The following is a 21,203-nucleotide window of genomic DNA, read 5'->3' as shown; positions in this document are numbered from 1 at the left end:
GACACGAAAGATCTCAGGAACATGACTTCCGCAGCATCTTCGGAGCGTGCTCCGCACGCGGGCACCGGTGCCAGCTACGCAAGCGCGGGCGTCGACATCGAGGCGGGCGACCGCGCCGTCGAACTGATGAAGCAATGGGTGAAGAAGGCCACCCGCCCCGAGGTCGTCGGCGGCCTCGGCGGCTTCGCCGGCCTCTTCGACGCCAGTGCCCTCAAGCGGTACGAGCGCCCGCTGCTCGCCTCCGCCACCGACGGCGTCGGCACCAAGGTGGACATCGCCCGCCGCATGGGCGTCTACGACACCATCGGCCACGACCTCGTCGGCATGGTCGTCGACGACCTGGTGGTCTGCGGTGCCGAGCCGCTGTTCATGACCGACTACATCTGCGTCGGCAAGGTGGTCCCCGAGCGGGTCGCCGCGATCGTCAAGGGCATCGCCGAGGGATGCACTCTCGCGGGCTGCGCGCTGGTCGGCGGCGAGACCGCCGAGCACCCCGGGCTGCTCGGCGCTGACGAGTTCGACGTGGCCGGTGCCGGCACCGGCGTGGTCGAGGCCGACCGGGTGCTGGGCGCCGATCTCATCCGCAAGGGCGACGTCGTCATCGCGATGGCGTCGTCCGGACTTCACTCGAACGGGTACTCGCTGGTCCGCCACGTGCTCTTCGACCGGGCAGGCTGGGAGCTGGACCGCGAGGTCCCGGAGTTCGGCCGCACCCTCGGCGAGGAGCTGCTGGAGCCGACGCGGATCTACTCGCTCGACTGTCTGGCCCTCACCCGCACCACCGAGGTGCACGCCTTCTCGCACATCACCGGCGGCGGGCTCGCCAACAACCTCGCCCGGGTGGTCCCGGACCACCTGCACGCGGCGATCGACCGCTCGACCTGGACGCCGGGCGCGGTGTTCTCGCTGGTCGGCGAGGCGGGCGGGGTCGAGCGGCTGGAGCTGGAGAAGACGCTCAACATGGGCGTCGGCATGGTCGCCGTCGTCCCGCGGGAATCCGTCGACGTGGCCCTCGCCACCTGCGCCGACCGCGGTGTGGACGCCTGGGTCGCGGGAGAGATCACCGAGCGCGCCGGCCGCACCGACGCGGTGGTCCTGAACGGTGACTACGCGAGCTGACCGGTGTGGCCTGCGGGCCGTCCGGGGCCATCGGTCCCGGGCGGCCCGGACAGCACAGAACCCGGTCCGGGGCGAGGCCCCGGACCGGGTCGGAGAAAGCTATCGCGTCAAGCGCGGCGACGGTAGGCGGACTGACCGGACGGCTGCTGCTCGTCCTCGTCGTCGTCCTGGTTGTAACGCGCCGCGTACTGGGCGTACGGGTCGTCGTCCAGCTCTTCCTCGAGCGGCTCAACCTCCGGCGGCTGCTTGATCGCCGGCGATGCGCCCAGCTCGTCAGCCAGGCGTGAGAGGTCGGTCCCACCGCTGTTGTACTTCAGCTGGCGGGCGACCTTTGTCTGCTTGGCCTTGGCCCGGCCGCGCCCCATGGCTCGACCCCCTCAATTACGGGGCTCGACGGCCCCAGAGTCTTGACACGCGTTCACTGTCATGAGTCAGAGCGGATCCCCGCAGAGGGATCCGGTCTGTAGGACTTCCACGGTACCTGCTTCCGCGGCCATACGGTACGTCGCCCGCATGACGTGCCACGGAGCACAACCCGCGAGGTGCCCCGTCCTCGCTGGTCAGCTGCGATTTTAACCCGATCCGCGCGGCGACCCGCCGAGGGGTGGTGAGGGATCTCTCCCTTGCCTTCCCCCGGCGGGCGGTCTGTCGGGACCGCTGTGCGGACCCCGACCACCAGAGCGGGCCCGTTGTGCCGGAAGGTTTCCCGTGCGTCACGGGCGTCCCTCGGACACCGCCTAGGGGCGGGCCTGGCGCGGGACCTCGGCGGTGCGCGGTGCCCGGGCCTCCGCCATGCGCTGCTCGGCGAGCCGGTCGGCGGCCGCGGCCGGCGGGATGCCGTCCGCCCGGGCGCGCTCGAATATGGCCAGCGTCGTGTCGTAGATCTTGGTCGCCTTGGCCTTGGCGCGGTCGAAGTCGAAGCCGCGCAGCTCGTCGGCCACCTGGATCACTCCGCCGGCGTTCACCACGTAGTCCGGCGCGTAGAGGATGCCGCGGTCGGCGAGGTCCTTCTCGACGCCCGGGTGGGCGAGCTGGTTGTTGGCCGCGCCGCAGACGACGGTCGCGGTGAGGGCCGCCACGGTCGCGTCGTCCAGCGCGCCGCCGAGGGCGCACGGGGCGTAGACGTCCAGCGGGGTGCGGACCAGCGCGGCCGTGTCGGCCACCGCCGTGACCTGCGGGTGGCGGGCGGTGATGCGCTCGACCGCGTCCGCGCGCACATCGGTGACCACGACCTGGGCGCCGTCCTCGACGAGGTGCTCCACCAGGTAGTGGCCGACCTTGCCGACGCCCGCGACGCCGACCCGGCGGCCGCGCAGCGTCGGCTCGCCCCACTGGGTCTTCGCCGCGGCGCGCATGCCCTGGAAGACGCCGAAGGCGGTGAGCACCGAGGAGTCGCCGGCGCCGCCGTTCTCCGGCGAGCGGCCGGTGGTCCAGCGGCACTCCCGGGCGATGACGTCCATGTCCCGCACGTACGTGCCGACATCGCACGCGGTGACATAACGGCCGCCGAGGGAGGCCAGGAACCGGCCGTAGGCGAGCAGGAGTTGCTCGGTCTTTATCGTCTCCGGATCGCCGATGATCACGGCTTTTCCGCCGCCGTGGTCGAGTCCGGCGAGGGCGTTCTTGTACGACATGCCGCGGGAGAGGTTGAGCGCGTCGAGCACCGCCTCCTCGTCGGAGGCGTACTGATGGAAGCGGGTGCCGCCGAGGGCGGGGCCGAGGGCGGTGTTGTGGATGGCGATGACGGCCCGGAGGCCGGTCTCGCGGTCCTGGCAGAGCACGACCTGCTCATGACCGCCGAGGTCCGAGCGGAAGAGGGTGTGCAGCACGCCCTCGGCTTCGGTGGTGGGACGTACGTCAGTCACGGTGGTGACTCCATATGTCTCGCGGTGGTCGCCCTCCGGGGGTGGAGGAGGGCCCGGTTGGCACGAGAGTAGGCCCTGTGGGGCCCTCGTACCGGTGCGGTGCCGAGGATCACTCTCCCGGGCTGTCGTGCCGTGGGACGATTCGGTCAGTACGGGAGGCCCGCGCGCTCCGCGTGGCCCCCGGGGGGTTCCTGCTGCTTGAGGGAGCGAGCGTGGGTCTGGCGACGTCGGTGACCGTCCCGTACGCGGCGTATCTGAGGGTCTACGAGCCGCTCAGCGCCTTCCCCCGGGCGGAGCGGCGGCGCTGGGAGAAATACGCGCGGCGCGACGCGCTGCCCACCGCCCAGGACGAACTGCGGCGCTCGCTGGCCGACTTGCTGCCGACCCCGCCCGTGCCCGTGCCGGTCCACGAGAGCCGGGACGCCTTCGTCGCCGTCGTGGACGGCGTGGTCTGCGTCTGCCCCTGGCGCACCCGGCTGCGCGGCTGGCTGGCCCTGGAGGAGCTCTCCGAGCGCTTCCCCGCCCCCGTCCTCGACGCGGTGCTGCCGCCGGTGGTGCGGCGCCAGGCGGAGGCGGACTACGCGCGCTGGCTGGAGGGCAACCCCGACGCCCGCCCCTGGATCCGGACGGCGACCTGGCAGGTGCCGCTGCGCTGGTTCGTCCTCTTCTCCGACGGCGAGCGGGACTACGGCCGGGCCGGCGAGGTGCCGGTGCTGCGGTACCGCACCCCCATGGTCGAGGCCCGGCGCCGGGTGGCGCGGGGGCTGCGTACGCTGCGGGACGCCATCGAGGAGGGGCCGCTGATCGACGGGCTGGTGGACGTCGGGCGGTGGCTGGAAGAGTTCCATCCCCGCTCCCTGGTGGAGCTGGACTACGGCGGTCTGGTGCATATGGTTCCGGAGGCACGGCTGGCGGACGACCGCTCCGCCGCCGACATCGCGGAGGGGCTGGCCGCGCTGCGGGCCGGGGACGGTGCGCGGGCGGGTGCGGCGTACGAGCGGCTGACGGAGCGTTGGCGGACGGTGCGCGACCGTCAGTTCGCCAACTGACGGTCAACTGGCGGGCGGGTGCGGGCTTTTCGGACGGTCAGGACCTAGGTCCTGATCCGGCCAATTGCCACAATCGTGATCTAGCGCACTAACGTCAGCTCTTGCGCCCATCGCCCACCCTCGTGGCAAAATAGGACAAGGAGTCCGGGAAGGACTCCTTCCGTCCGAGTAAGGGTGGATTGATCGGTATTGCACTCCTTGGCGGGTCTGATGACCCCTGATCCCGCTGTGACTGATCGTCACGGTGGCGTGACTGTCCGCTATGGCATGGTCCATCGGCTTCCGTCGAGGTTGAACACCTGAGAGGGCAATTCCATCGGTTTGGCCGACGTGGCTGGACAGATGGTGTAGTTGTAGTGCCGAGGACAAGCCGTTCGTCCTATAACCGACTCGGCCTGCGTCTGCCATTTCGGGCAACGTGGGTCAAGGTGCAGAATTTAGAGGAAAGAACCGATCCTGAACTCGGTTCTCCCGAGGAGGCCGCTCATGACCGCTCGCACCCCTGATGCCGAGCCGCTGCTGACCCCGGCTGAGGTTGCCACGATGTTCCGCGTGGACCCGAAGACGGTCACGCGGTGGGCCAAGGCAGGCAAGCTCACGTCCATCCGCACGCTCGGAGGGCACCGCCGTTACCGCGAGGCGGAGGTCCGGGCGCTGCTGGCGGGTATCCCGCAGCAGCGCAGCGAGTCCTGATCAACCGCGTGACCGGGCGTTTTCCGGGGCCCCCAACCCGTTGACCGCCCACCCTCAGCTCCATCGAGCTCCACCAGGCAGTGCCGCGACGGACACCCGCCCCCAACGGGAGTCCACGCCCGGGAATCGGGTGTAGTCGTCGACCGCGCTGGACTCCGCCGGGTCCAGCGCGGTCTTTTTTGTGCTCCTGTTGCGCCCGTGTTCTGTCCGCTTTGCGGTCGTGGGGGTCCGGGCATTCCTTCGCGCACCGCCGGCGGGGCGGTCCCGGAGTGGTCGCGGAAGGGGAGATTCCGGTCAGGCCGGTGCCTTTCGCGGGTGGTTGAGGGGGCGGTGCAATTGCACATATTAAATTGACCGGTGGTGAGCGGGGGGTGAGTTCCGCCTTCTTCGTAACTCTTTCGGTGACTCCCGTCACAACGCGGTGTGCTTGTCACCCACCGTGTCGGCGCGATAAGGAAGCGGACCGACCCGTCGGTTCCCCCGGCGCCGGGCCGACTGCCCTGGCGCGCACCGTCGTTGGGCGCCTCGGTGCGCCGCCGCCGGGGCGCCTCACCACGCGGCGGGGCCCTCGTCGCGGCCGGTGCGCCCCGCTGCGCCCCCGTCGGCGCCGGGGCCCAGGGCCAGCCGCAGCAGCCGGTGGCAGACCGCGCAGTGGCGGGTCAGATGCCCATGGCCGACGGCGGCCGAGAGGTGGGCACGCAGCAGGGCTCCGGTCTCGTGCCGGGAACCCCCGGTCCGGGTCGTTGTGGTCATCGGGCGCGCACCTCCCACTGACTGGGTACCCCTGGCACGTGTCGTCGTCAAGGCATGGCGCGAAAGCCCCTCCTCGGGAACCCGGACCCGCAACGGGCGCGGGGGCGGCGGGATTTGCCGGAACGGCGGCCGTGACCCCGACGGGATGCGCTGTGCCCGATGGCGGCTCCGCCATGGACGCGGCCTCCGGGTGCTGCCGGGCAAGCGAAGAGGCCCGCGCACCTTGCGGTGCGCGGGCCTCCATCTCTATGCGGTCCTGACGGGATTTGAACCCGCGGCCTCCACCTTGACAGGGTGGCGAGCACTCCAAACTGCTCCACAGGACCTTGCTGCTTTCCCGCTCTCGCGGTGCTGCGTGCATGACTGTACAGCAGGTCAGGGGGTGCGGTCGAACTCGGCCGCCGCCGCACCCCGCGACCCGCGCCCGCCTCAGGGCGCCAACGCGTCGATCGCCTTCACGATGCGCTTGTCCGACACCGGGAACGCCGTGCCGAGCGCATGCGCGAAGTAGCTCACCCGCAGCTCCTCGATCATCCAGCGCACGTCCAGTGCCTCCTGCGGCACCGGGCGGCCCTTCGGGAACTGCTCCAGCAGCCAGGCGTACTCGTCCTGCATCTCCTGCACCTTGGCCAGCCGGGAGCGGTCCCGCTCGGCGTTGGTGGGCAGCTGCGTCAGGCGCCGGTCCACGGCCACCAGGTAGCGCAGGAGGTCCGGGAGCCGGCGGACGCCGTGGGCCGTCACGAACCCCGGCTTGACCAGCTCCGCGAGCTGCTGCCGGACGTCCGTGAGGGAGGGCAGCAGGACCGGGCTGGTCGTCGCCTTCAGCCGGCGCTCGCACGCGTGCCAGGCGGCCAGCACCTCCTGGACCTTGCGGACGGTGTCGAGCGTCACATCGACGATGTCGGTCCGCACCGCGTCGAGGAGCTTGCGGAAGCCCTCCTCGTCCCAGGCGGGCCCGCCGTGCGCCGCGATCAGCTTGTCGGCCGCGCCGGAGACGCAGTCGTCGAAGAGGGCCGGGATCGAGCCGTGCGGATTCGCGGACAGGGCGAGCTTCTGCTGGTTGCTGAGCTTGCCCTGGGCGAACTTCGCCGGGTTCGACGGCAGGTTGAGCAGGATCAGCCGGCGCGTGCCGCGCCACATCGCCTGCCGCTGCTCCGGCTCGGTGTCGAAGAGCCGGACGGCGACCGACGTGCCCTCGTCGACGAGCGCGGGGTACGCCTTGACCGGCTGGCCCGCCCGCCGCGTCTCGAAGGTGCGCGGGAGGGCGCCGATCGTCCACTGGGTGAGCCCGGAGCGCTGCTCGGGGCCCGGGGCGCTCCCGGGGGCCGTGGCGGCCTTCTCGAAGGCCCTGGAGATGGCCGCCTGGGTCTTCGGCTTCAGCCGCGTCCGCAGCGCCTCCAGGTCCTTGTCCTCGGCGATCTTCCGCTTCCGCTCGTCAATGATCCGGAAGGTGATCTTCAAGTGGTCGGGGACGCGGCCCGGGTCGAAGTCGTCCGCCTCGATCCGCACGCCGGTCATCCGGTGCAGCTCGCGCGCCAGCGACGTGGTCAGCGGCGCCGCGAGGGGCGACGCCTGGTCCAGGAAGCGCTGGGCGTAGTTCGGCGCCGGGACGCAGTTGCGCCGGATCGGCTTGGGCAGGGAGCGGATCAGCTCCGTCACCAGGTCCTCGCGCAGCCCCGGGATCTGCCAGTCGAAGCCCTCGGACGAGACCTGGTTGAGCACCTGGAGCGGGACGTGGACGGTCACACCGTCGGCGTCCGCGCCGGGCTCGAACTGGTAGGTCACCTTGAACTTCAGCCGGCCCTGCCGCCAGGAGTCCGGGTAGTCGTCCTTGGTGACGGCCTCCGCGTTCTCGTTGATGAGCATGGAGTGCTCGAAGTTGAGCAACTCCGGCTCTTCATGGCGCTTGTGCTTCCACCAGGAGTCGAAATGGGCCCCGGAGACGATGTGTTCGGGCAGCCGCTGGTCGTAGAAGTCGAAGAGCGTCTCGTCGTCGACGAGGATGTCGCGGCGGCGGGCGCGGTGTTCCAGCTCCTCGACCTCGCCGAGCAGCTTGCGGTTGTCGTGGAAGAACTGGTGGTGGGTCCGCCAGTCGCCCTCCACGAGCGCGTTGCGGATGAACAGCTCGCGGCTGGTCTCCGGGTCGATCCGGCCGTAGTTGACCTTCCGCTGGGCGACGATCGGCACGCCGTAGAGCGTGACGCGCTCGTACGCCATCACGGCCGCCTGCTTCTGCTCCCAGTGCGGCTCGCTGTAGTTCCGCTTGACCAGGTGCTGGGCGAGCGGCTCGATCCACTCCGGTTCGATCCGGGCGTTCACCCGCGCCCACAGCCGCGAGGTCTCCACCAGCTCGGCCGACATCACCCAGCGCGGCGGCTTCTTGAAGAGCGCGGAGCCGGGGAAGACGGCGAACTTGGCGCTGCGGGCGCCCAGGTACTCGTTCTTCTCGGTGTCCTTCAGGCCCAGGTGCGACAGCAGGCCCGCCAGCAGCGACTGATGGATCCGCTCCGGCGCCGCGTCCTCCTCGGAGAGGTGGACGCCCATCGACTTCGCCACCGTGCGCAGCTGCGAGTAGATGTCCTGCCACTCGCGTATCCGCAGGTAGTTGAGGAACTCCGAGCGGCACATGCGGCGGAACGCCGACGAGGACAGCGCCTTCTGCTGCTCGCGCACATAGCGCCAGAGGTTGAGGAAGGCCAGGAAGTCGCTGGTCTCGTCCTTGAACCGGGCGTGCTGCTGGTCCGCCTGCTGCTGCTTGTCCGAGGGCCGCTCGCGCGGGTCCTGGATCGAGAGGGCGGCGGCGATGACCATGACCTCGCGGACGCAGCCGTTCCGGTCGGCCTCCAGGACCATGCGGGCCAGCCGCGGGTCGACCGGGAGCTGCGAAAGCTTTCGGCCAAGTACGGTGAGCCGCTTCTTGGGGTCCTTCTGCTGCGGATCGAGCGCGCCCAGCTCCTGCAGCAGGTCGACGCCGTCCTTGATGTTGCGCCGGTCCGGCGGGTCGATGAACGGGAACTTCTCGATGTCGCCCAGGCCGGCGGCGGTCATCTGGAGGATGACGGAGGCGAGGTTCGTCCGCAGGATCTCCGCGTCCGTGAACTCGGGACGGGAGAGGAAGTCGTCCTCGGAGTAGAGCCGGATGCAGATGCCGTCGCTGGTGCGGCCGCAGCGGCCCTTGCGCTGGTTGGCGCTGGCCTGCGAGACGGGCTCGATGGGGAGGCGCTGCACCTTGGTGCGGTGGCTGTAGCGCGAGATCCGGGCGAAGCCGGGGTCGATCACATACCGGATGCCGGGGACGGTCAGCGACGTCTCGGCGACGTTCGTCGCCAGGACGATGCGGCGGCCGGTGTGGCGCTGGAAGACGCGGTGCTGCTCGGCGTGGGAGAGGCGCGCGTAGAGCGGCAGGATCTCCGTGAAGCGCAGCTTCTTCTTTTCCAGGGCGTCCGCGGTGTCGCGGATCTCGCGCTCGCCGGAGAGGAAGACCAGGATGTCGCCGTCGCCCTCGCGGGCCAGCTCGTCCACCGCGTCGCAGATCGCGGTGATCTGGTCGCGGTCGGAGTCCTCGCCGTTCTCCTCCAGCAGCGGCCGGTAGCGGACCTCGACGGGGTACGTCCGCCCGCTGACCTCGATGATCGGGGCGTCGCCGAAGTGCCGGGAGAAGCGCTCCGGGTCGATCGTCGCCGAGGTGATCACGACCTTGAGGTCGGGGCGGCGGGGGAGCAGCTGGGCGAGGTAGCCGAGGATGAAGTCGATGTTGAGGCTGCGCTCGTGCGCCTCGTCGATGATGATCGTGTCGTAGGCGCGCAGCTCGCGGTCGGTCTGGATCTCCGCGAGCAGGATGCCGTCGGTCATCAGCTTGACGTGGGTGTCCGGGCTCACCTGGTCGGTGAAGCGGACCTTCCAGCCGACGGATTCGCCCAGCGGTGTCCGCAGCTCCTCCGCGACCCGCTCGGCCACGGTGCGGGCCGCGATCCGGCGGGGCTGGGTGTGGCCGATCAGGCCCTTCACACCCCGGCCGAGCTCCAGACAGATCTTGGGGATCTGGGTGGTCTTGCCGGAACCGGTCTCACCCGCGACGATCACGACCTGGTGGTCGCGTATCGCCTCCAGGATCGCATCCTTCTTCTGGCTGACGGGAAGCTGCTCGGGGTAGCTGACGGCGGGCACGGCGGCCCGCCGGCTCTCGACGCGCAGCTCGGCCTCGGCGATCCCGTCGGCGATCTCGGCCAGGACGGTGGCGCGGGCGTCGGGCTTGCGGATGCGGCGGGCACCGTCGAGCCTGCGCCCCAGCCGCTGCGCGTCGCGCAGGGTCAGCTCGGGCAGGCGTGCGGCGAGATCGGCGTGGGTGAGGGCAGGCTGCGTAGACATACGGGGTCCAGGATCGCACCAGGCGCGGCGGACCGGCGAACGTATTTGGGCGGGACGAGTGCCCATGAACGCACTGAGCCCCCCATCCGGAGATGGGGGGCTCTTTTGTGGCTGGGGCCGGGGTCGAACCGGCGACCTTCCGCTTTTCAGGCGGACGCTCGTACCAACTGAGCTACCCAGCCACGCAGTTCCTCGCGGAACTGCAGCGGTCCTGACGGGATTTGAACCCGCGGCCTCCACCTTGACAGGGTGGCGAGCACTCCAAACTGCTCCACAGGACCAAGCGCGTGGGCGAGAACAAGTCTCGCACACGATTGTGCGTGCCCCCAACGGGATTCGAACCCGTGCTACCGCCTTGAAAGGGCGGCGTCCTGGGCCACTAGACGATGAGGGCTGATGGCCCACCTGGGCGCCTTGCGGCGCCTCGGGGACGTGAGAAGCATATGGGATGCGGGGAGCGAACGCCAAAACGGTTTGCCGAGGTCCTCGCCACAGGGGTCCGGGCAGGTCCGGCGAGGCGGCGCCCAGGACCCGCGCCGGGCCCGCCCGTGCCGGACAATGGCGGCGTGCTGGAGATGACGCGCGAGGAGTTCGAGGAACTGGTCGCCGAGGCGCTGGACCGGATCCCGCCGGAGCTGACGCGGCTGATGGACAACGTCGCGGTGTTCGTCGAGGACGAGCCCCCGGCCGACGACCCGGAGCTGCTCGGGCTCTACGAGGGGACGCCGCTGACCGAGCGCGGCGAGTGGTACGCCGGGGTGCTGCCGGACCGGATCACGGTCTTCCGGGGCCCGACGCAGCGCATGTGCGCCACCCGGGACGAGATCGTGGCGGAGGTCGAGGTGACGGTGGTTCACGAGGTGGCCCACCACTTCGGGATCGACGACGCCCGGCTGCACGCGCTCGGCTACGGCTGAGTCCGCCGGGTTCGCCGGGTTCGCGTCCGGTCCGGGCCGGTGCGCCGGAGCGCCCGCGTGTCCTGGGCGGGGCGGGGTCAGTTGGGCAGGGGGCCTGTCCCCCCTGTGATCCCCCGGTCGATCCTCCGGTGATCCCGTGAACCCCCGTAAGGCGGTCCCCCCATGCGCGCGACCCCAGTGCACGCAGCGTTCCGTTTCGCGGCCGCGGCCGTCGCGACCCTGGCCCTCGGCGGCTGCATGAGCGTGAGCGAGCCGGGCCGCCCCTCCCCGTCCGGGCAGGGCGGGCAGCGGGAGGCGGGGCGGGAGCCGGAGCGGGGGAAGGCCTCGCCGGGCGGCCGGAGCGCGCACGCGGACGCGAAGGGGGTGCGCGGCGTCCCCGGCGGGCCGTCGGCCGCCCGGAGCGTCCGCCCCGGCGAGCCCTCGGCCGCGGCCTCGTCCGCCGAGACGGCGGAGGCGTCGCCGCCGGCGCCCCGGCCGGACGGCAAGCCGGGGGAGCGGAAGAAGCCCCCCGCGCCCGGCACCTCGTCCGCCCCGCCGAAGCCGACCGCCCCGGCGCCGACCGCCCGGCCGAACCCCGACAAGCCCACGCCGCCGGCGCCCCCGACCTCGCCGCCGCCCCCGTCCTCCGGCTCCCCCGCGCCACAGCCGACGCCCCAGGCCGGACCGCCTGCCCAGTAGCCGATCAGGTAACCGATCCGGGGGGAATGTCCGGGACGGGGTTGCGCGGAACGGCGTGGGGTGCGTATGGTGGTAGATCGTTTGATCCCATTTGCCCGGCGCCCTACAGAAGCGCGCCGCGTGGCGCGTTCCTTACCTTGCCGTGGCTGACCGCATCGAGGCGGTCATTTGTGAAGCCGACACGGAGCTTGGGCGCGTGCCGAAACTCCGGAAGGTTTCGCATTTCGCATGTCCATTTCCACTGACCAGACGCTGCTCGAGAACCTCGAGAACGACGAGACCGTCACCGACGAGATCACCGAGATCGCCGTCGAGGAGACGACCGAGTCCGCCGAGTCCGCCGAGCCGACGATCACCTTCGCCGACCTGGGCCTGGACGAGGGGATCGTCCGCAAGCTCGCCCAGAACGGCGTCACCACCCCCTTCCCGATCCAGGCCGCGACCATCCCGGACGCCCTGGCCGGCAAGGACATCCTCGGCCGTGGCCGCACCGGCTCCGGCAAGACGCTCTCCTTCGGTCTGCCGCTGCTGTCGCTCCTGGCCGGCGGCCACACCGCGAAGAAGCGCCCGCGCGGTCTGATCCTCACCCCGACCCGTGAGCTGGCGATGCAGGTCGCCGACGCCCTCCAGCCGTACGGCGACGTCCTCGGCCTGAAGATGAAGGTCGTCTGCGGCGGTACGTCCATGGGCAACCAGATCTACGCCCTGGAGCGCGGCGTCGACATCCTCGTCGCCACCCCGGGCCGTCTGCGCGACATCATCAACCGCGGCGCCGCCTCGCTGGAGGACGTCAAGGTCGCCGTCCTCGACGAGGCCGACCAGATGGCCGACATGGGCTTCCTGCCCGAGGTCACCGAGATCCTCGACCAGGTGCCGACCGGCGGCCAGCGCCTGCTGTTCTCCGCGACGCTGGAGAACGAGATCGACACCCTGGTCAAGCGCTACCTGGTCGACCCGGTCACGCACGAGGTCGACCCGTCGGCCGGCGCGGTGTCCACGATGACCCACCACGTCCTCGTCGTGAAGCCGAAGGACAAGGCCCCGGTCACCGCCGCCATCGCCGCCCGCAAGGGCCGCACGATCATCTTCGTCCGCACCCAGATGGGCGCCGACCGCGTCGCCGAGCAGCTGGTGGACGCCGGCGTCCGCGCCGACGCCCTGCACGGCGGCATGACCCAGGGCGCCCGCACCCGCGTCCTGGAGGACTTCAAGGCCGGCCGCGTCGGCGTGCTGGTCGCCACCGACGTCGCCGCCCGCGGCATCCACGTCGACGGCATCGACCTGGTCCTCAACGTGGACCCGGCCGGTGACCACAAGGACTACCTGCACCGCTCCGGCCGTACGGCCCGCGCCGGCCAGTCCGGCACGGTCGTCTCGCTGTCCCTGCCGCACCAGCGCCGCCAGATCTTCCGTCTGATGGAGGACGCGGGCGTGGACGCCTCGCGCCACATCGTCGGCGGTGCCGGCGCCTTCGACCCGGAGGTCGCCGAGATCACCGGCGCCCGCTCCCTCACCGAGGTCCAGGCCGACTCGGCGGCCAACGCCGCCAAGCAGGCCGAGCGCGACCTGGCCGACCTCGGCCGCCAGCTGGAGCGCGCCCAGCGCCGCGCCACCGAGCTGCGCGAGGAGGCCGACCGCCTGCTGGCCCGCGCCGCCCGCGAGCGCGGCGAGGACCCGGAGGCCGCCGTCGCCGCCGCGGCCGAGGAGACCGCCGCCGAGGCCGCCCGCGAGGAGGCCCGGGCCGCCGCCGAGGCCGCCGAGCGGGCCGAGCGCGAGCAGCGCGAGCGCCGCGACGACCGGGGCAACTTCGAGCGCCGTTCGTCCGGCTTCCGCCGCGACGACCGCGGTGGTGACCGCGACCGCCGTGACGACCGTCCGTCCTTCCGTCGTGACGAGCGTCGCGACGACCGCGGTGGCGACCGTGGCGGCTTCCGCCGTGACGACCGTCGCGAGGACCGTGGTGGCTTCCGTCGCGACCGTGACGACCGTCCGTCGTTCCGTCGTGACGAGCGCCGTGACGACCGCCGTGACGACCGTGGTGGCTTCCGTCGCGACCGTGACGACCGTCCGTCGTTCCGTCGTGACGAGCGTCGCGACGACCGCGGCGGCGACCGTGGCGGCTTCCGCCGCGACGACCGCGGTGGGTTCCAGCAGCGCGAGGACCGCGGTGGCTTCCGTCGCGACGACCGTCCCTCCGGCGGCTTCCGCCGTGACGACCGCCCGTCCGGCGGTTACCGCTCCGGCGGTGGCGACCGTCCGTTCAACCGCGACCGTCGTGACGACCGTCCCTCCGGCGGCTTCCGCTCCGGTGGCGGCGACCGTCCGTACGGCCGCCGTGACGACCGCCACTCCGACGGTCACCGCACCGGCTCCTTCGACCGCCGTGCCGACAAGCCCCGCTGGAAGCGCAACGGCTGAGCCGCCGGCAGGCGCCCCGTAACGCCGCCGAACTGAGGGCCCGTACGGCACGGACGTACCGGACGGGCCCCTTCCGGAAAGGCTTCCGGGAAAGTCCCGGGCATAACGACTCGGGCTACGGCGCCCCGCCGGGCTATGCTGCGGGGTGCGGGCCGTTAGCTCAATTGGCAGAGCAGTGGACTTTTAATCCATTGGTTGTGGGTTCGAGTCCCACACGGCCTACCGCATCGGAAACCGCAGGACGCCTGACCGGCGTCCTGCGGTTTTTCGTCTCCCGGGGCACTGCCGTCCGGGAGGACGGCGTAAATCGCGTCCGTAACGGAACGCTCTCCGGTCCTCTCCCGTGCTCTCGCGTGCGACTGGGGAAATGCAGGCACCACCGGTACCACGCCGGACCGAAGGTGGGGACGGAAAGTCCCCCGGTCATGCCTGTCACCGGCCGATCCCCACGAACGAGTGCAAGCGCGCCCGGTCCAACCCCTTTGCCGTAAAGGCCCGTTCACCGTCCCTTAGCGTGACGGGTCCGCCTCAACATGCCGGAGGGACCGGGGCCGACATGGGGTACATACGGCTGCTGCGCAGACGGCCGGTGCGCGTGCTGTGGCTCTCGATGACGCTGTCCGTCGTCGGCGACCGCCTCTACGCGATCGCCACGATGTGGATCGTCTACGAGTCGACGCACTCGACGTCGCTCACCGGCCTGGTCGCCGTCGCGGAATCGCTTCCGTACGTCGTCCTGGCCGGTGCCCGCGACGGTGTGGCGCGGTTCATGCGCTGGCGCGCGCTGGCCCGGGTGGACGCGGCCCGCGCCCTGCTCGCGTTCTCGGTCCCGCTGCTGTGGACACCGGACGGCACGGGGCTGACGGTGCTGATGGGACTGGTCCTGACGCTCGGTGTGCTCGGCGCGGTCTTCGACCCCAACCTGGGCGCGCTCATCCCCCAACTCGCGGCCTGCGACGGGGTGGTGGACCTCCACGAGGTGAGCGGCCTGTTCGACCTGACCGCGCGGATCGCCGCCGTCGCGGGCCAGGGGAGCGTGGGCGTCGTCCTCCTCCTCGTCCCCGAGATCCAGCTCTACGCCATCGACGGGCTCACCTTCGCCGTCTCGGCGGCCGCCCTCGCCTGGCTCGGCCGGTACGCGGCGTTCACCGCGGTGCGCGCGGCGCCGCCGCGGGCCCCGGCGGCCCGGCGGGTGCTGCGCGCCCACCGGCCGGTCGCGGCCGCCGTCGCGGTGAGCGGGGTGGCCCAGTTCGCGGCGGCCGTGCCGACGGTGGGGCTGCCGCCGCTGATCGCCGTCCGGCTCGGCCAGGGCGCCGCCGGCTACGGGCTCACGCTCGCGGCGACGGCGGCCGGGGCCCTGGTCGGCAACCTGCTGACCCCGGGCCTGCCGGCCGGCCGCCGCTGGCTGGGCACCTACTGCACCGCCTGGGTGCTGTCCGGGGTGGCGCTCGCCGGGCTCGGCCTGGCCACCACGCTGACGATGGCGGTGGCGCTGTGCGTGGCCGGCGGGTTGCTGTTCCCCGTCACGGCGGTGACGCTGCGGGCCCGGCTCTCCCGCTTCGCCCCCGCCGAGCGGGTGGCGCTGCTGACCGCCCATCAGTCGGTGACCCGCGCGGCGGGCGCCGTGGGCCTGCTGTTCCTGCCGTACGTGGTCGACGCGGCCCCGGGTGGCTCGTTCGTCGGGGCCGGTCTGCTGCTGTCCGTCCTCGCCGCGACGGGCTGGTGGTTCGGGCGCCGGCCGGCCGGGCGGGCGGTCCCGGCAGGCGACGGCAGCGGTGCGGCGGAGCACGGGCTGGCGGGGTGAGGCGGTGGGGCCGGTGGGGCGGTCCCGGGCCCTCGCGGTCGTGTCCCGACGGTCGTGCCTCGTGCTCATGCCCCGGCGCTCACGCTCCGGTGCGGGACGGGTCGGTACAGGACGGGTCGGAGCGCGAGGGGTCGTAGGCGTACCCGACGTGCCGCACCGTCATGATCGTCTCCCGGTACCCGGGGCCGAGCTTGCCGCGCAGCCGGGCGATGTGGACGTCCACCGTGCGCCCGCTGCCCAGGGTCGTCGGCCCCCAGACGGAGGTCATCAGCTGGCGCCGGGTGTAGACCTGGAGCGGGCGGGCGACCATGTGCGCCAGGAGCTCGAACTCGACGAAGGTGAGCCGGATTTCGCGGCCGCCGACGACGGCCGTGCGGCGCTTGTAGTCGATCGTGATCCCGTCGGCGGACGGGGCCGCCGGGTGCCGGTGGCCGTGGAGCGCGGCCGGGGCGGGGTGCGGGAAGTGGTTCCGGAGGGCCCGCGGGTAGTGCAGGGACATGGTCGTTCCTCCTCTGACCCGTTGGGGGAGGCGGTCGCCTCCCGCGAGTAAGAAGGAAGCGGAGGCGTGCGGGTTGCCTCGGGGGGCGCGGGCGTACGGGTCCGGCGTGCGGTGAACTCCCTTGCGCCGCCCGGTCGATGGGTGCCGCCGGGGTGCCGCGGCCGGGGGCCCGTACCCGCGCGGCGCCCGCCCGGACGTGCGGCGGCCCGCCGTTCCGGCGATGTCCCGGCGGCGTCCGCGGCGGTGCCCTGGCGATGCCCCGGTGGCGTCCCGGTGGCGTCCGGCGGCGGATAACGGGAAACCCCGCCCCCGCCCGGTACCCGCGCCGCTACGGTAAGTGCGCGGGGTGGGCAGGAGCGGGCCGGGAGGTCGAAGCATGGAGCAGACGCACACGGGCGGGGGCGAGGGCCGCGCCGAGCCGACACCCGCCGAGCACGTGGCCGGGCTGCTGGCCCGGGCCCAGAACGGCTTCGAGATCGCCGAGCCCCTGCTGGCCCGGCTGCGCACCGCCCTGATGCACCAGGCCGAGCTCCGCTCGTACCGGCAGCGCAACGACGGTGCCCGTCCGCTGCGCTGCCACACCTACCGGCACATCTTCCTGCTCGCCGACGGCAGCAGCCTGCTGCTCCACGAGCTGGAGCACGACACCGGCCCGCAGGGGCGCTTCCAGTACGAGCTCTACGCCCGCGAGGAGGCCCTCGACGAGGCCGAGCGGCGGGTGCACCGGCGGATCGGCGGCGGCATCGGCCCCGACCGCGAGGACGAGGAGCTGCCGGCCTGGCTCGCGGAGGAGCTGCTGCTGGCCATGGGCCCCGGCAGGCCCCGCCGGGAGTACGTCTCCGAGGCCTCGCCCGACCACGCCCGGCGGCTGCTGCGCCGCGCGGAGAACCGGGACGGGCCGGGCGAGGTGGTCGGCGAGATCCTCCAGGGCGCCCTCGGCCACCACATCGCGCTGATCACCAAGCCGCGGCGGCGCGGGCCCGGGAGGGACGGGACCTGGTGCCGGTTCTACGAGCACGCGTTCCTGCTGGAGGGCGGGGGCGAGATCTCCCTCTGGGAGCTGGAGCACAATCTGACCTCGGACGGCCGGCTCGTCTGCGAGGTCTACCTCGACGAGGCGGACGCCGAGGTGGCGGCCGACCGGCACGCCCGGGCGCTGGGGGTGGAGTTATAGGGCCTGGAGCCAAAGGGCGGTGGGCTGCCGCGAGGATGTGGTACGGTTGTTCGAGTTGCAGTTGTGGTACCCATGAACTCGTGTGCGCCTCGGTCATGTAGCCGATGGCGCATTTTTGTTTATGCCGGCCTGTGCCGGCTGCCGGTCGTTCCGGTCTGGGGCCCACCCCAATCCGCTAGGAGATAGACATGGCTACCGGCACCGTTAAGTGGTTCAACTCCGAAAAGGGCTTCGGCTTCATCGAGCAGGACGGCGGCGGCCCCGACGTCTTCGCCCACTACTCGAACATCGCCTCCCAGGGCTTCCGTGAGCTGCTCGAGGGCCAGAAGGTGTCCTTCGACGTCACGCAGGGCCCGAAGGGTCTGCAGGCGGAGAACATCGTCAACATCTGACGAACCCCGCATCACGAGGCGATGGGGCCCGCACCACTGGGTGCGGGCCCCATTGTCGCCCCCGCCCCCGTTTCCGCCTCCGGGAAGGTCCCGAATGCCCAGCCCCGCCGCCCGATCCGCCCGACCGCCCCGCTCCACCGGTTCGCGCGGCGGTCAGCCGGCGCGCCGCCGGCCGGCCCGTCCCGAGGGGGGCGCGGCACCGTCCGGGCACGCGGAGTTCACGACCCCGGTGAGCACCACCCCGGCGCTCCCGCCCGTGGACTCCTTCGCCGACCTCGGCCTGCCCGCCGGCCTGCTGTCCACGCTGACGGCGCAGGGCGTCACCGAGCCCTTCCCGATCCAGGCCGCCACCCTCCCCAACTCGCTCGCGGGCCGGGATGTCCTCGGCCGCGGCCGCACCGGCTCCGGCAAGACCCTGGCCTTCGGCCTGGCGCTGCTGGCCCGTACCGCCGGGCGCCGCGCGGAGTCGCGCCGTCCGCTCGCGCTCGTCCTTGTGCCGACCCGTGAGCTGGCCCAGCAGGTCACCGACTCGCTGGCCCCGTACGCCACGGCGCTCAACCTGCGCACCGCCACGGTCGTCGGCGGCATGTCCATCGGGCGGCAGGCCAACCAGCTGGCGCGCGGCGCCGAGGTGCTGGTCGCCACGCCCGGCCGGCTCGCCGACCTCATCCAGCGCGGCGACTGCGCCCTGGGCGACGTGACGATCACCGTCCTCGACGAGGCCGACCAGATGGCCGACATGGGCTTCCTGCCGCAGGTCACGCGGCTGCTGGAGCAGGTCGCCCCGGGCGGTCAGCGGATGCTCTTCTCGGCCACGCTGGACCGCAACGTCGACCGGCTCGTCCGCCGCTTCCTCAGCGACCCGGTCACCCACTCCGTGGACCCGTCCGCCGGGGCCGTCGTGACCATGGACCACCACCTGCTCCACGTCGCGGACGAGACCGTGAAGAAGAGCACGGTCACCCGGATCGCCGCCCGCGAGGGGCGCGTGATCATGTTCGTCGACACCAAGCGCGGTGCCGACCGGCTGGCCAAGCGGCTGCTCTCGGAGGGCGTCCGGGCCGCGGCGCTGCACGGCGGCAAGAGCCAGCCGCAGCGCAACCGCACGCTGGAGCAGTTCCGCACGGACCAGGTCACCGCGCTGATCGCGACCAACGTCGCGGCCCGCGGCATCCACATCGACGGCCTCGACCTGGTCGTCAACATCGATCCGCCTGTGGACCACAAGGACTATCTCCACCGCGGCGGCCGCACGGCCCGCGCCGGCGAGTCGGGCACGGTGGTCACCCTCGTCCTGCCCGAGCAGCGCCGGGAGATGACCCGGATGATGTCCACGGCGAAGATCAGCCCCCAGGTGACCCGGGTCGCCCCCGGGGACGCGGAACTCTCCCGCATCACGGGCGCCCGCGAGCCGAGCGGCGTCCCGGTGACGATCCCGGTCCCGGTCCAGCCGCAGGCGGCCCCGAAGGCTTCGGGCGCCACCCGCCCGAAGGGCACGTCGGGCCGTCCGGGCCGGGGGAGCCGGGGGCGGGGCCGGGGGGCCGGTGCCGCCCAGAACGAGGTGAACGGGCAGCCGGGGCAGCGTCGGCAGGGTGCTGCGCGGGGTTCCGGCCAGGGCTCCGGCCTGAACTCGGGCGCCGGCCGGGGCGCGGGCCAGGGGTCCGGCCAGGGCCTGGGCCAGGGTTCCGGGCAGGGGACGCGGTCGTCGCGTCGGCGTCCGCGCCGTGGTCCGGGTGCGGGTTCGGGCTCGGGCGCCGGATCGGCGGCGTAGGCCCGGCGGGTACGGGTCTGAGGGAGGGCGGGTGCGTCGGGGAAGAGTTTGCCCCGGACCCGCCCTTTCGCCGTTTCCCGCAGGGGCTGCGTCCCTGCGCCACCCCACAGGGGGCTTCGCCCCCTGGCCCCCGAAGCGCCCTTCGGGCGCTGTCCTCAAACGCCGGACAGGCTGAATTTCGCGCCCGGGCGCACCAACCAGCCCGTCCGGCGCTTGAGGACAATGCGGCGCAGCCGTATTGCGGGGCCGAGGGGGCGCAGCCCCGGAAGAAACGGTGAAAGGGCGGGCCAGGGGCAACCCCCCCACACGGCCCACCCCCACTGGCCCCCGCCCCCCGGCACCGCAATCGTGGGGAAGGGGAAGCGAAAGCCACACCACCCCGGGCAGGAGAACACGGTGGGGAAGCGAGAGGAAGAGGCCACCTCCGACCCAAGGATCCCCGCCCGCCCCAACTACCTCTGGCGAGCCGCCAGCTGGCTTCCCGCCCTGCTCCTCGTCGCCGGTGAGGTCTTCGCCGCCCTCACCCCCTCCCACTACAACTCCGCCCCCTTCTTCACCGCGGCCCCCCTCGTGGCCGCCTCCCTCCTCTCCGCCCGCGCCACCGCCGTCGTCGCGCTGATCGCCGTCCTCGCGTCCGTCGACATCACCGTCCACCGCGGTTCCCCGAGCACCGGCGAGTCCGTCACCGAGAACGTGACGGTCCTGACCGTCTCCCTCCTCGCCCTCGGCATCAACCGCGTCGTACGCCGCAGCGACAGCCGGCTCAGGTCCGCCCGCGGCATCGCCGAGGCCGCGCAGCGCGCCGTGCTGCCCGTACCCCCCGCCCGCATCGGCGGCCTGCGCATCGCGGCCCGCTACATCGCGGCCCAGGCCGACGCCGGGATCGGCGGGGACCTGTACGCGGTGCAGGACACCCCGTACGGCATCCGTCTGATCGTCGGCGACGTCCGCGGCAAGGGCCTCGGCGCCGTCGAGGCCGTGGCCGTCGTGATCGGCGCGTTCCGCGAGGCGGCGGAGCAGGAGCGCACCCTGGACGGCGTCGCGTACCGGCTGGAGAGCGCCCTCCGCCGGGAGGGCGACCGGCGGGCGAACATCGACCAGTTCGAGGGGTTCACCACCGCCGTCCTCGCGGAGGTCCCGCAGGACGGCACCCGCCGCCTGCGCCTGGTGAACCGCGGCCACCCGCCCCCGCTGCTGCTGTACCCGGACGGCGCGGTCGGCGAGACCCATCCGCGCACGCCGGCCCTGCCTCTGGGCATGGGGGACCTGGGGCAGGGCGCGGGGGAGGGGGAGTGGCCGGACCGGGTCGAGGAGTGGGACTTCCCGGTGGGGACCACGCTGCTGCTGTTCACCGACGGGGTGACCGAGGCGCGGGACGCGGCCGGGGTCTTCTACGACCCGAGGGAGCGACTGGCCGGACGGCAGCCCAGGAGCCCCGACGGCCTGCTGGACTTCCTCGCGGCGGACGTGGCCCGGCACGCGGGCGGTCACACGGACGACGACATGGCCCTGCTGGCCGTCCACCGCGCCGACGGCCACGGCCGTGACCACCTGAGGGCGCACTCGGGGCGCACCCCGGGCACGCTGCATCACGGATGACGCACCGTCAGTGCGGAGGTGCTCCCCCGTTTTGCCAAGCGCCCCGTGGATTCACGCTTTCGGCTTGGAAACCACCAGTCCTGTCTATTAACGTTCGATAACGC

16 protein-coding genes and 5 tRNA genes are annotated in these 21,203 nt (G+C 72.4%); 12 read left to right on the top strand and 9 right to left on the bottom strand.

Annotated elements, in window-relative coordinates; translation table 11 throughout:
* The first annotated feature begins 21 nt into the window (after nt 1-21).
* The gene (gene purM, locus AB8735_RS18610; RefSeq protein ID WP_372408509.1) at nt 22-1,119 is read left to right on the top strand and encodes a phosphoribosylformylglycinamidine cyclo-ligase; all 1,098 of its coding nucleotides are present in this window, start codon (nt 22-24) and stop codon (nt 1,117-1,119) included.
* A 107-nt stretch (nt 1,120-1,226) separates the two neighbouring features.
* Here purM and AB8735_RS18605 read toward each other — a convergent pair whose 3' ends face one another.
* Together AB8735_RS18605 and AB8735_RS18600 are read right to left on the bottom strand one after the other, a co-directional pair.
* Nucleotides 1,227-1,484: a DUF3073 domain-containing protein gene (locus AB8735_RS18605; protein WP_344018652.1), complete on the bottom strand. Its 258-nt coding sequence runs from the start codon at nt 1,482-1,484 to the stop codon at nt 1,227-1,229.
* 372 nt (nt 1,485-1,856) lie between these two features.
* Complete coding sequence (locus AB8735_RS18600) at nt 1,857-2,984, bottom strand: Leu/Phe/Val dehydrogenase (protein WP_372408507.1); 1,128 nt, start codon at nt 2,982-2,984, stop codon at nt 1,857-1,859.
* Between the two features lie 212 nt (nt 2,985-3,196).
* Here AB8735_RS18600 and AB8735_RS18595 point away from each other — a divergent pair, with 212 nt between their 5' ends.
* Nucleotides 3,197-4,033: a hypothetical protein gene (locus AB8735_RS18595; RefSeq protein WP_344018656.1), complete on the top strand. Its 837-nt coding sequence runs from the start codon at nt 3,197-3,199 to the stop codon at nt 4,031-4,033.
* Nucleotides 4,034-4,519: 486 nt separating this feature from the next.
* Complete coding sequence (bldC, locus tag AB8735_RS18590; RefSeq protein WP_003980577.1) at nt 4,520-4,726, top strand: developmental transcriptional regulator BldC; 207 nt, start codon at nt 4,520-4,522, stop codon at nt 4,724-4,726.
* Nucleotides 4,727-5,275: 549 nt separating this feature from the next.
* Here bldC and AB8735_RS18585 read toward each other — a convergent pair.
* From AB8735_RS18585 to AB8735_RS18560, 6 genes are all read right to left on the bottom strand, one after another.
* On the bottom strand, nt 5,276-5,479 hold the full coding sequence (locus AB8735_RS18585; protein ID WP_344018659.1) for a DUF6274 family protein: 204 nt from the start codon (nt 5,477-5,479) through the stop codon (nt 5,276-5,278).
* Nucleotides 5,480-5,730: 251 nt separating this feature from the next.
* Nucleotides 5,731-5,805 (bottom strand) — tRNA-Asp (locus AB8735_RS18580).
* A gap of 103 nt (nt 5,806-5,908) precedes the next feature.
* Nucleotides 5,909-9,847, bottom strand: coding sequence for an ATP-dependent RNA helicase HrpA (gene hrpA, locus AB8735_RS18575; RefSeq protein WP_372408504.1), 3,939 nt, complete (start codon nt 9,845-9,847; stop codon nt 5,909-5,911).
* Nucleotides 9,848-9,955: 108 nt separating this feature from the next.
* Nucleotides 9,956-10,029, bottom strand: a tRNA-Phe gene (locus AB8735_RS18570).
* A 24-nt stretch (nt 10,030-10,053) separates the two neighbouring features.
* Nucleotides 10,054-10,128, bottom strand: a tRNA-Asp gene (locus AB8735_RS18565).
* 40 nt (nt 10,129-10,168) lie between these two features.
* A tRNA-Glu gene (locus AB8735_RS18560) sits at nt 10,169-10,241 on the bottom strand.
* Nucleotides 10,242-10,413: 172 nt separating this feature from the next.
* On the opposite strand from AB8735_RS18560, the gene AB8735_RS18555 reads away from it, so the two are divergent.
* From AB8735_RS18555 to AB8735_RS18535, 5 genes are all read left to right on the top strand, one after another.
* Nucleotides 10,414-10,764: a metallopeptidase family protein gene (locus tag AB8735_RS18555; RefSeq protein ID WP_344018663.1), complete on the top strand. Its 351-nt coding sequence runs from the start codon at nt 10,414-10,416 to the stop codon at nt 10,762-10,764.
* A 162-nt stretch (nt 10,765-10,926) separates the two neighbouring features.
* Nucleotides 10,927-11,442 carry a hypothetical protein gene (locus AB8735_RS18550; RefSeq protein WP_372408503.1) on the top strand — a complete coding sequence of 172 codons (516 nt, stop codon included), beginning with the start codon at nt 10,927-10,929 and terminating at the stop codon, nt 11,440-11,442.
* A 228-nt stretch (nt 11,443-11,670) separates the two neighbouring features.
* Nucleotides 11,671-13,860 carry a DEAD/DEAH box helicase gene (locus tag AB8735_RS18545; protein ID WP_372408501.1) on the top strand — a complete coding sequence of 730 codons (2,190 nt, stop codon included), beginning with the start codon at nt 11,671-11,673 and terminating at the stop codon, nt 13,858-13,860.
* Nucleotides 13,861-14,009: 149 nt separating this feature from the next.
* Nucleotides 14,010-14,082: transfer RNA gene (locus AB8735_RS18540), tRNA-Lys, on the top strand.
* A 334-nt stretch (nt 14,083-14,416) separates the two neighbouring features.
* Nucleotides 14,417-15,664 (top strand): MFS transporter, encoded by a 1,248-nt coding sequence (locus AB8735_RS18535; RefSeq protein ID WP_372408499.1) that lies wholly within the window; start codon nt 14,417-14,419, stop codon nt 15,662-15,664.
* 79 nt (nt 15,665-15,743) lie between these two features.
* Here AB8735_RS18535 and AB8735_RS18530 read toward each other — a convergent pair whose 3' ends face one another.
* Nucleotides 15,744-16,163 carry a winged helix-turn-helix domain-containing protein gene (locus AB8735_RS18530; protein WP_344031190.1) on the bottom strand — a complete coding sequence of 140 codons (420 nt, stop codon included), beginning with the start codon at nt 16,161-16,163 and terminating at the stop codon, nt 15,744-15,746.
* 376 nt (nt 16,164-16,539) lie between these two features.
* Between AB8735_RS18530 and AB8735_RS18525 the strand changes: the two genes are divergently transcribed.
* The 4 genes from AB8735_RS18525 to AB8735_RS18510 all read left to right on the top strand — a co-directional run bounded on the left by AB8735_RS18525 (nt 16,540) and on the right by AB8735_RS18510 (nt 21,099).
* A complete protein-coding gene (locus tag AB8735_RS18525; RefSeq protein ID WP_344031188.1) occupies nt 16,540-17,337 on the top strand; it encodes a DUF6227 family protein in 798 nt (265 codons plus the stop codon).
* Between the two features lie 188 nt (nt 17,338-17,525).
* A complete protein-coding gene (locus tag AB8735_RS18520) occupies nt 17,526-17,729 on the top strand; it encodes a cold-shock protein (protein ID WP_199891802.1) in 204 nt (67 codons plus the stop codon).
* Nucleotides 17,730-17,823: 94 nt separating this feature from the next.
* Nucleotides 17,824-19,500, top strand: coding sequence for a DEAD/DEAH box helicase (locus tag AB8735_RS18515; protein WP_344031184.1), 1,677 nt, complete (start codon nt 17,824-17,826; stop codon nt 19,498-19,500).
* Between the two features lie 396 nt (nt 19,501-19,896).
* Entirely contained in the window at nt 19,897-21,099 is a 1,203-nt protein-coding gene (locus tag AB8735_RS18510) for a PP2C family protein-serine/threonine phosphatase (RefSeq protein WP_372408498.1), read from the top strand.
* Nucleotides 21,100-21,203: the final 104 nt, after the last annotated feature.

The organism is Streptomyces luteireticuli, from assembly GCF_041519305.1.
Classification (GTDB): Bacteria; Actinomycetota; Actinomycetes; order Streptomycetales; family Streptomycetaceae; genus Streptomyces; species Streptomyces luteireticuli.
The sequence above is the reverse complement of the archived record's forward strand: the minus strand, read 5'-3'. Positions and strand labels throughout refer to the sequence as shown.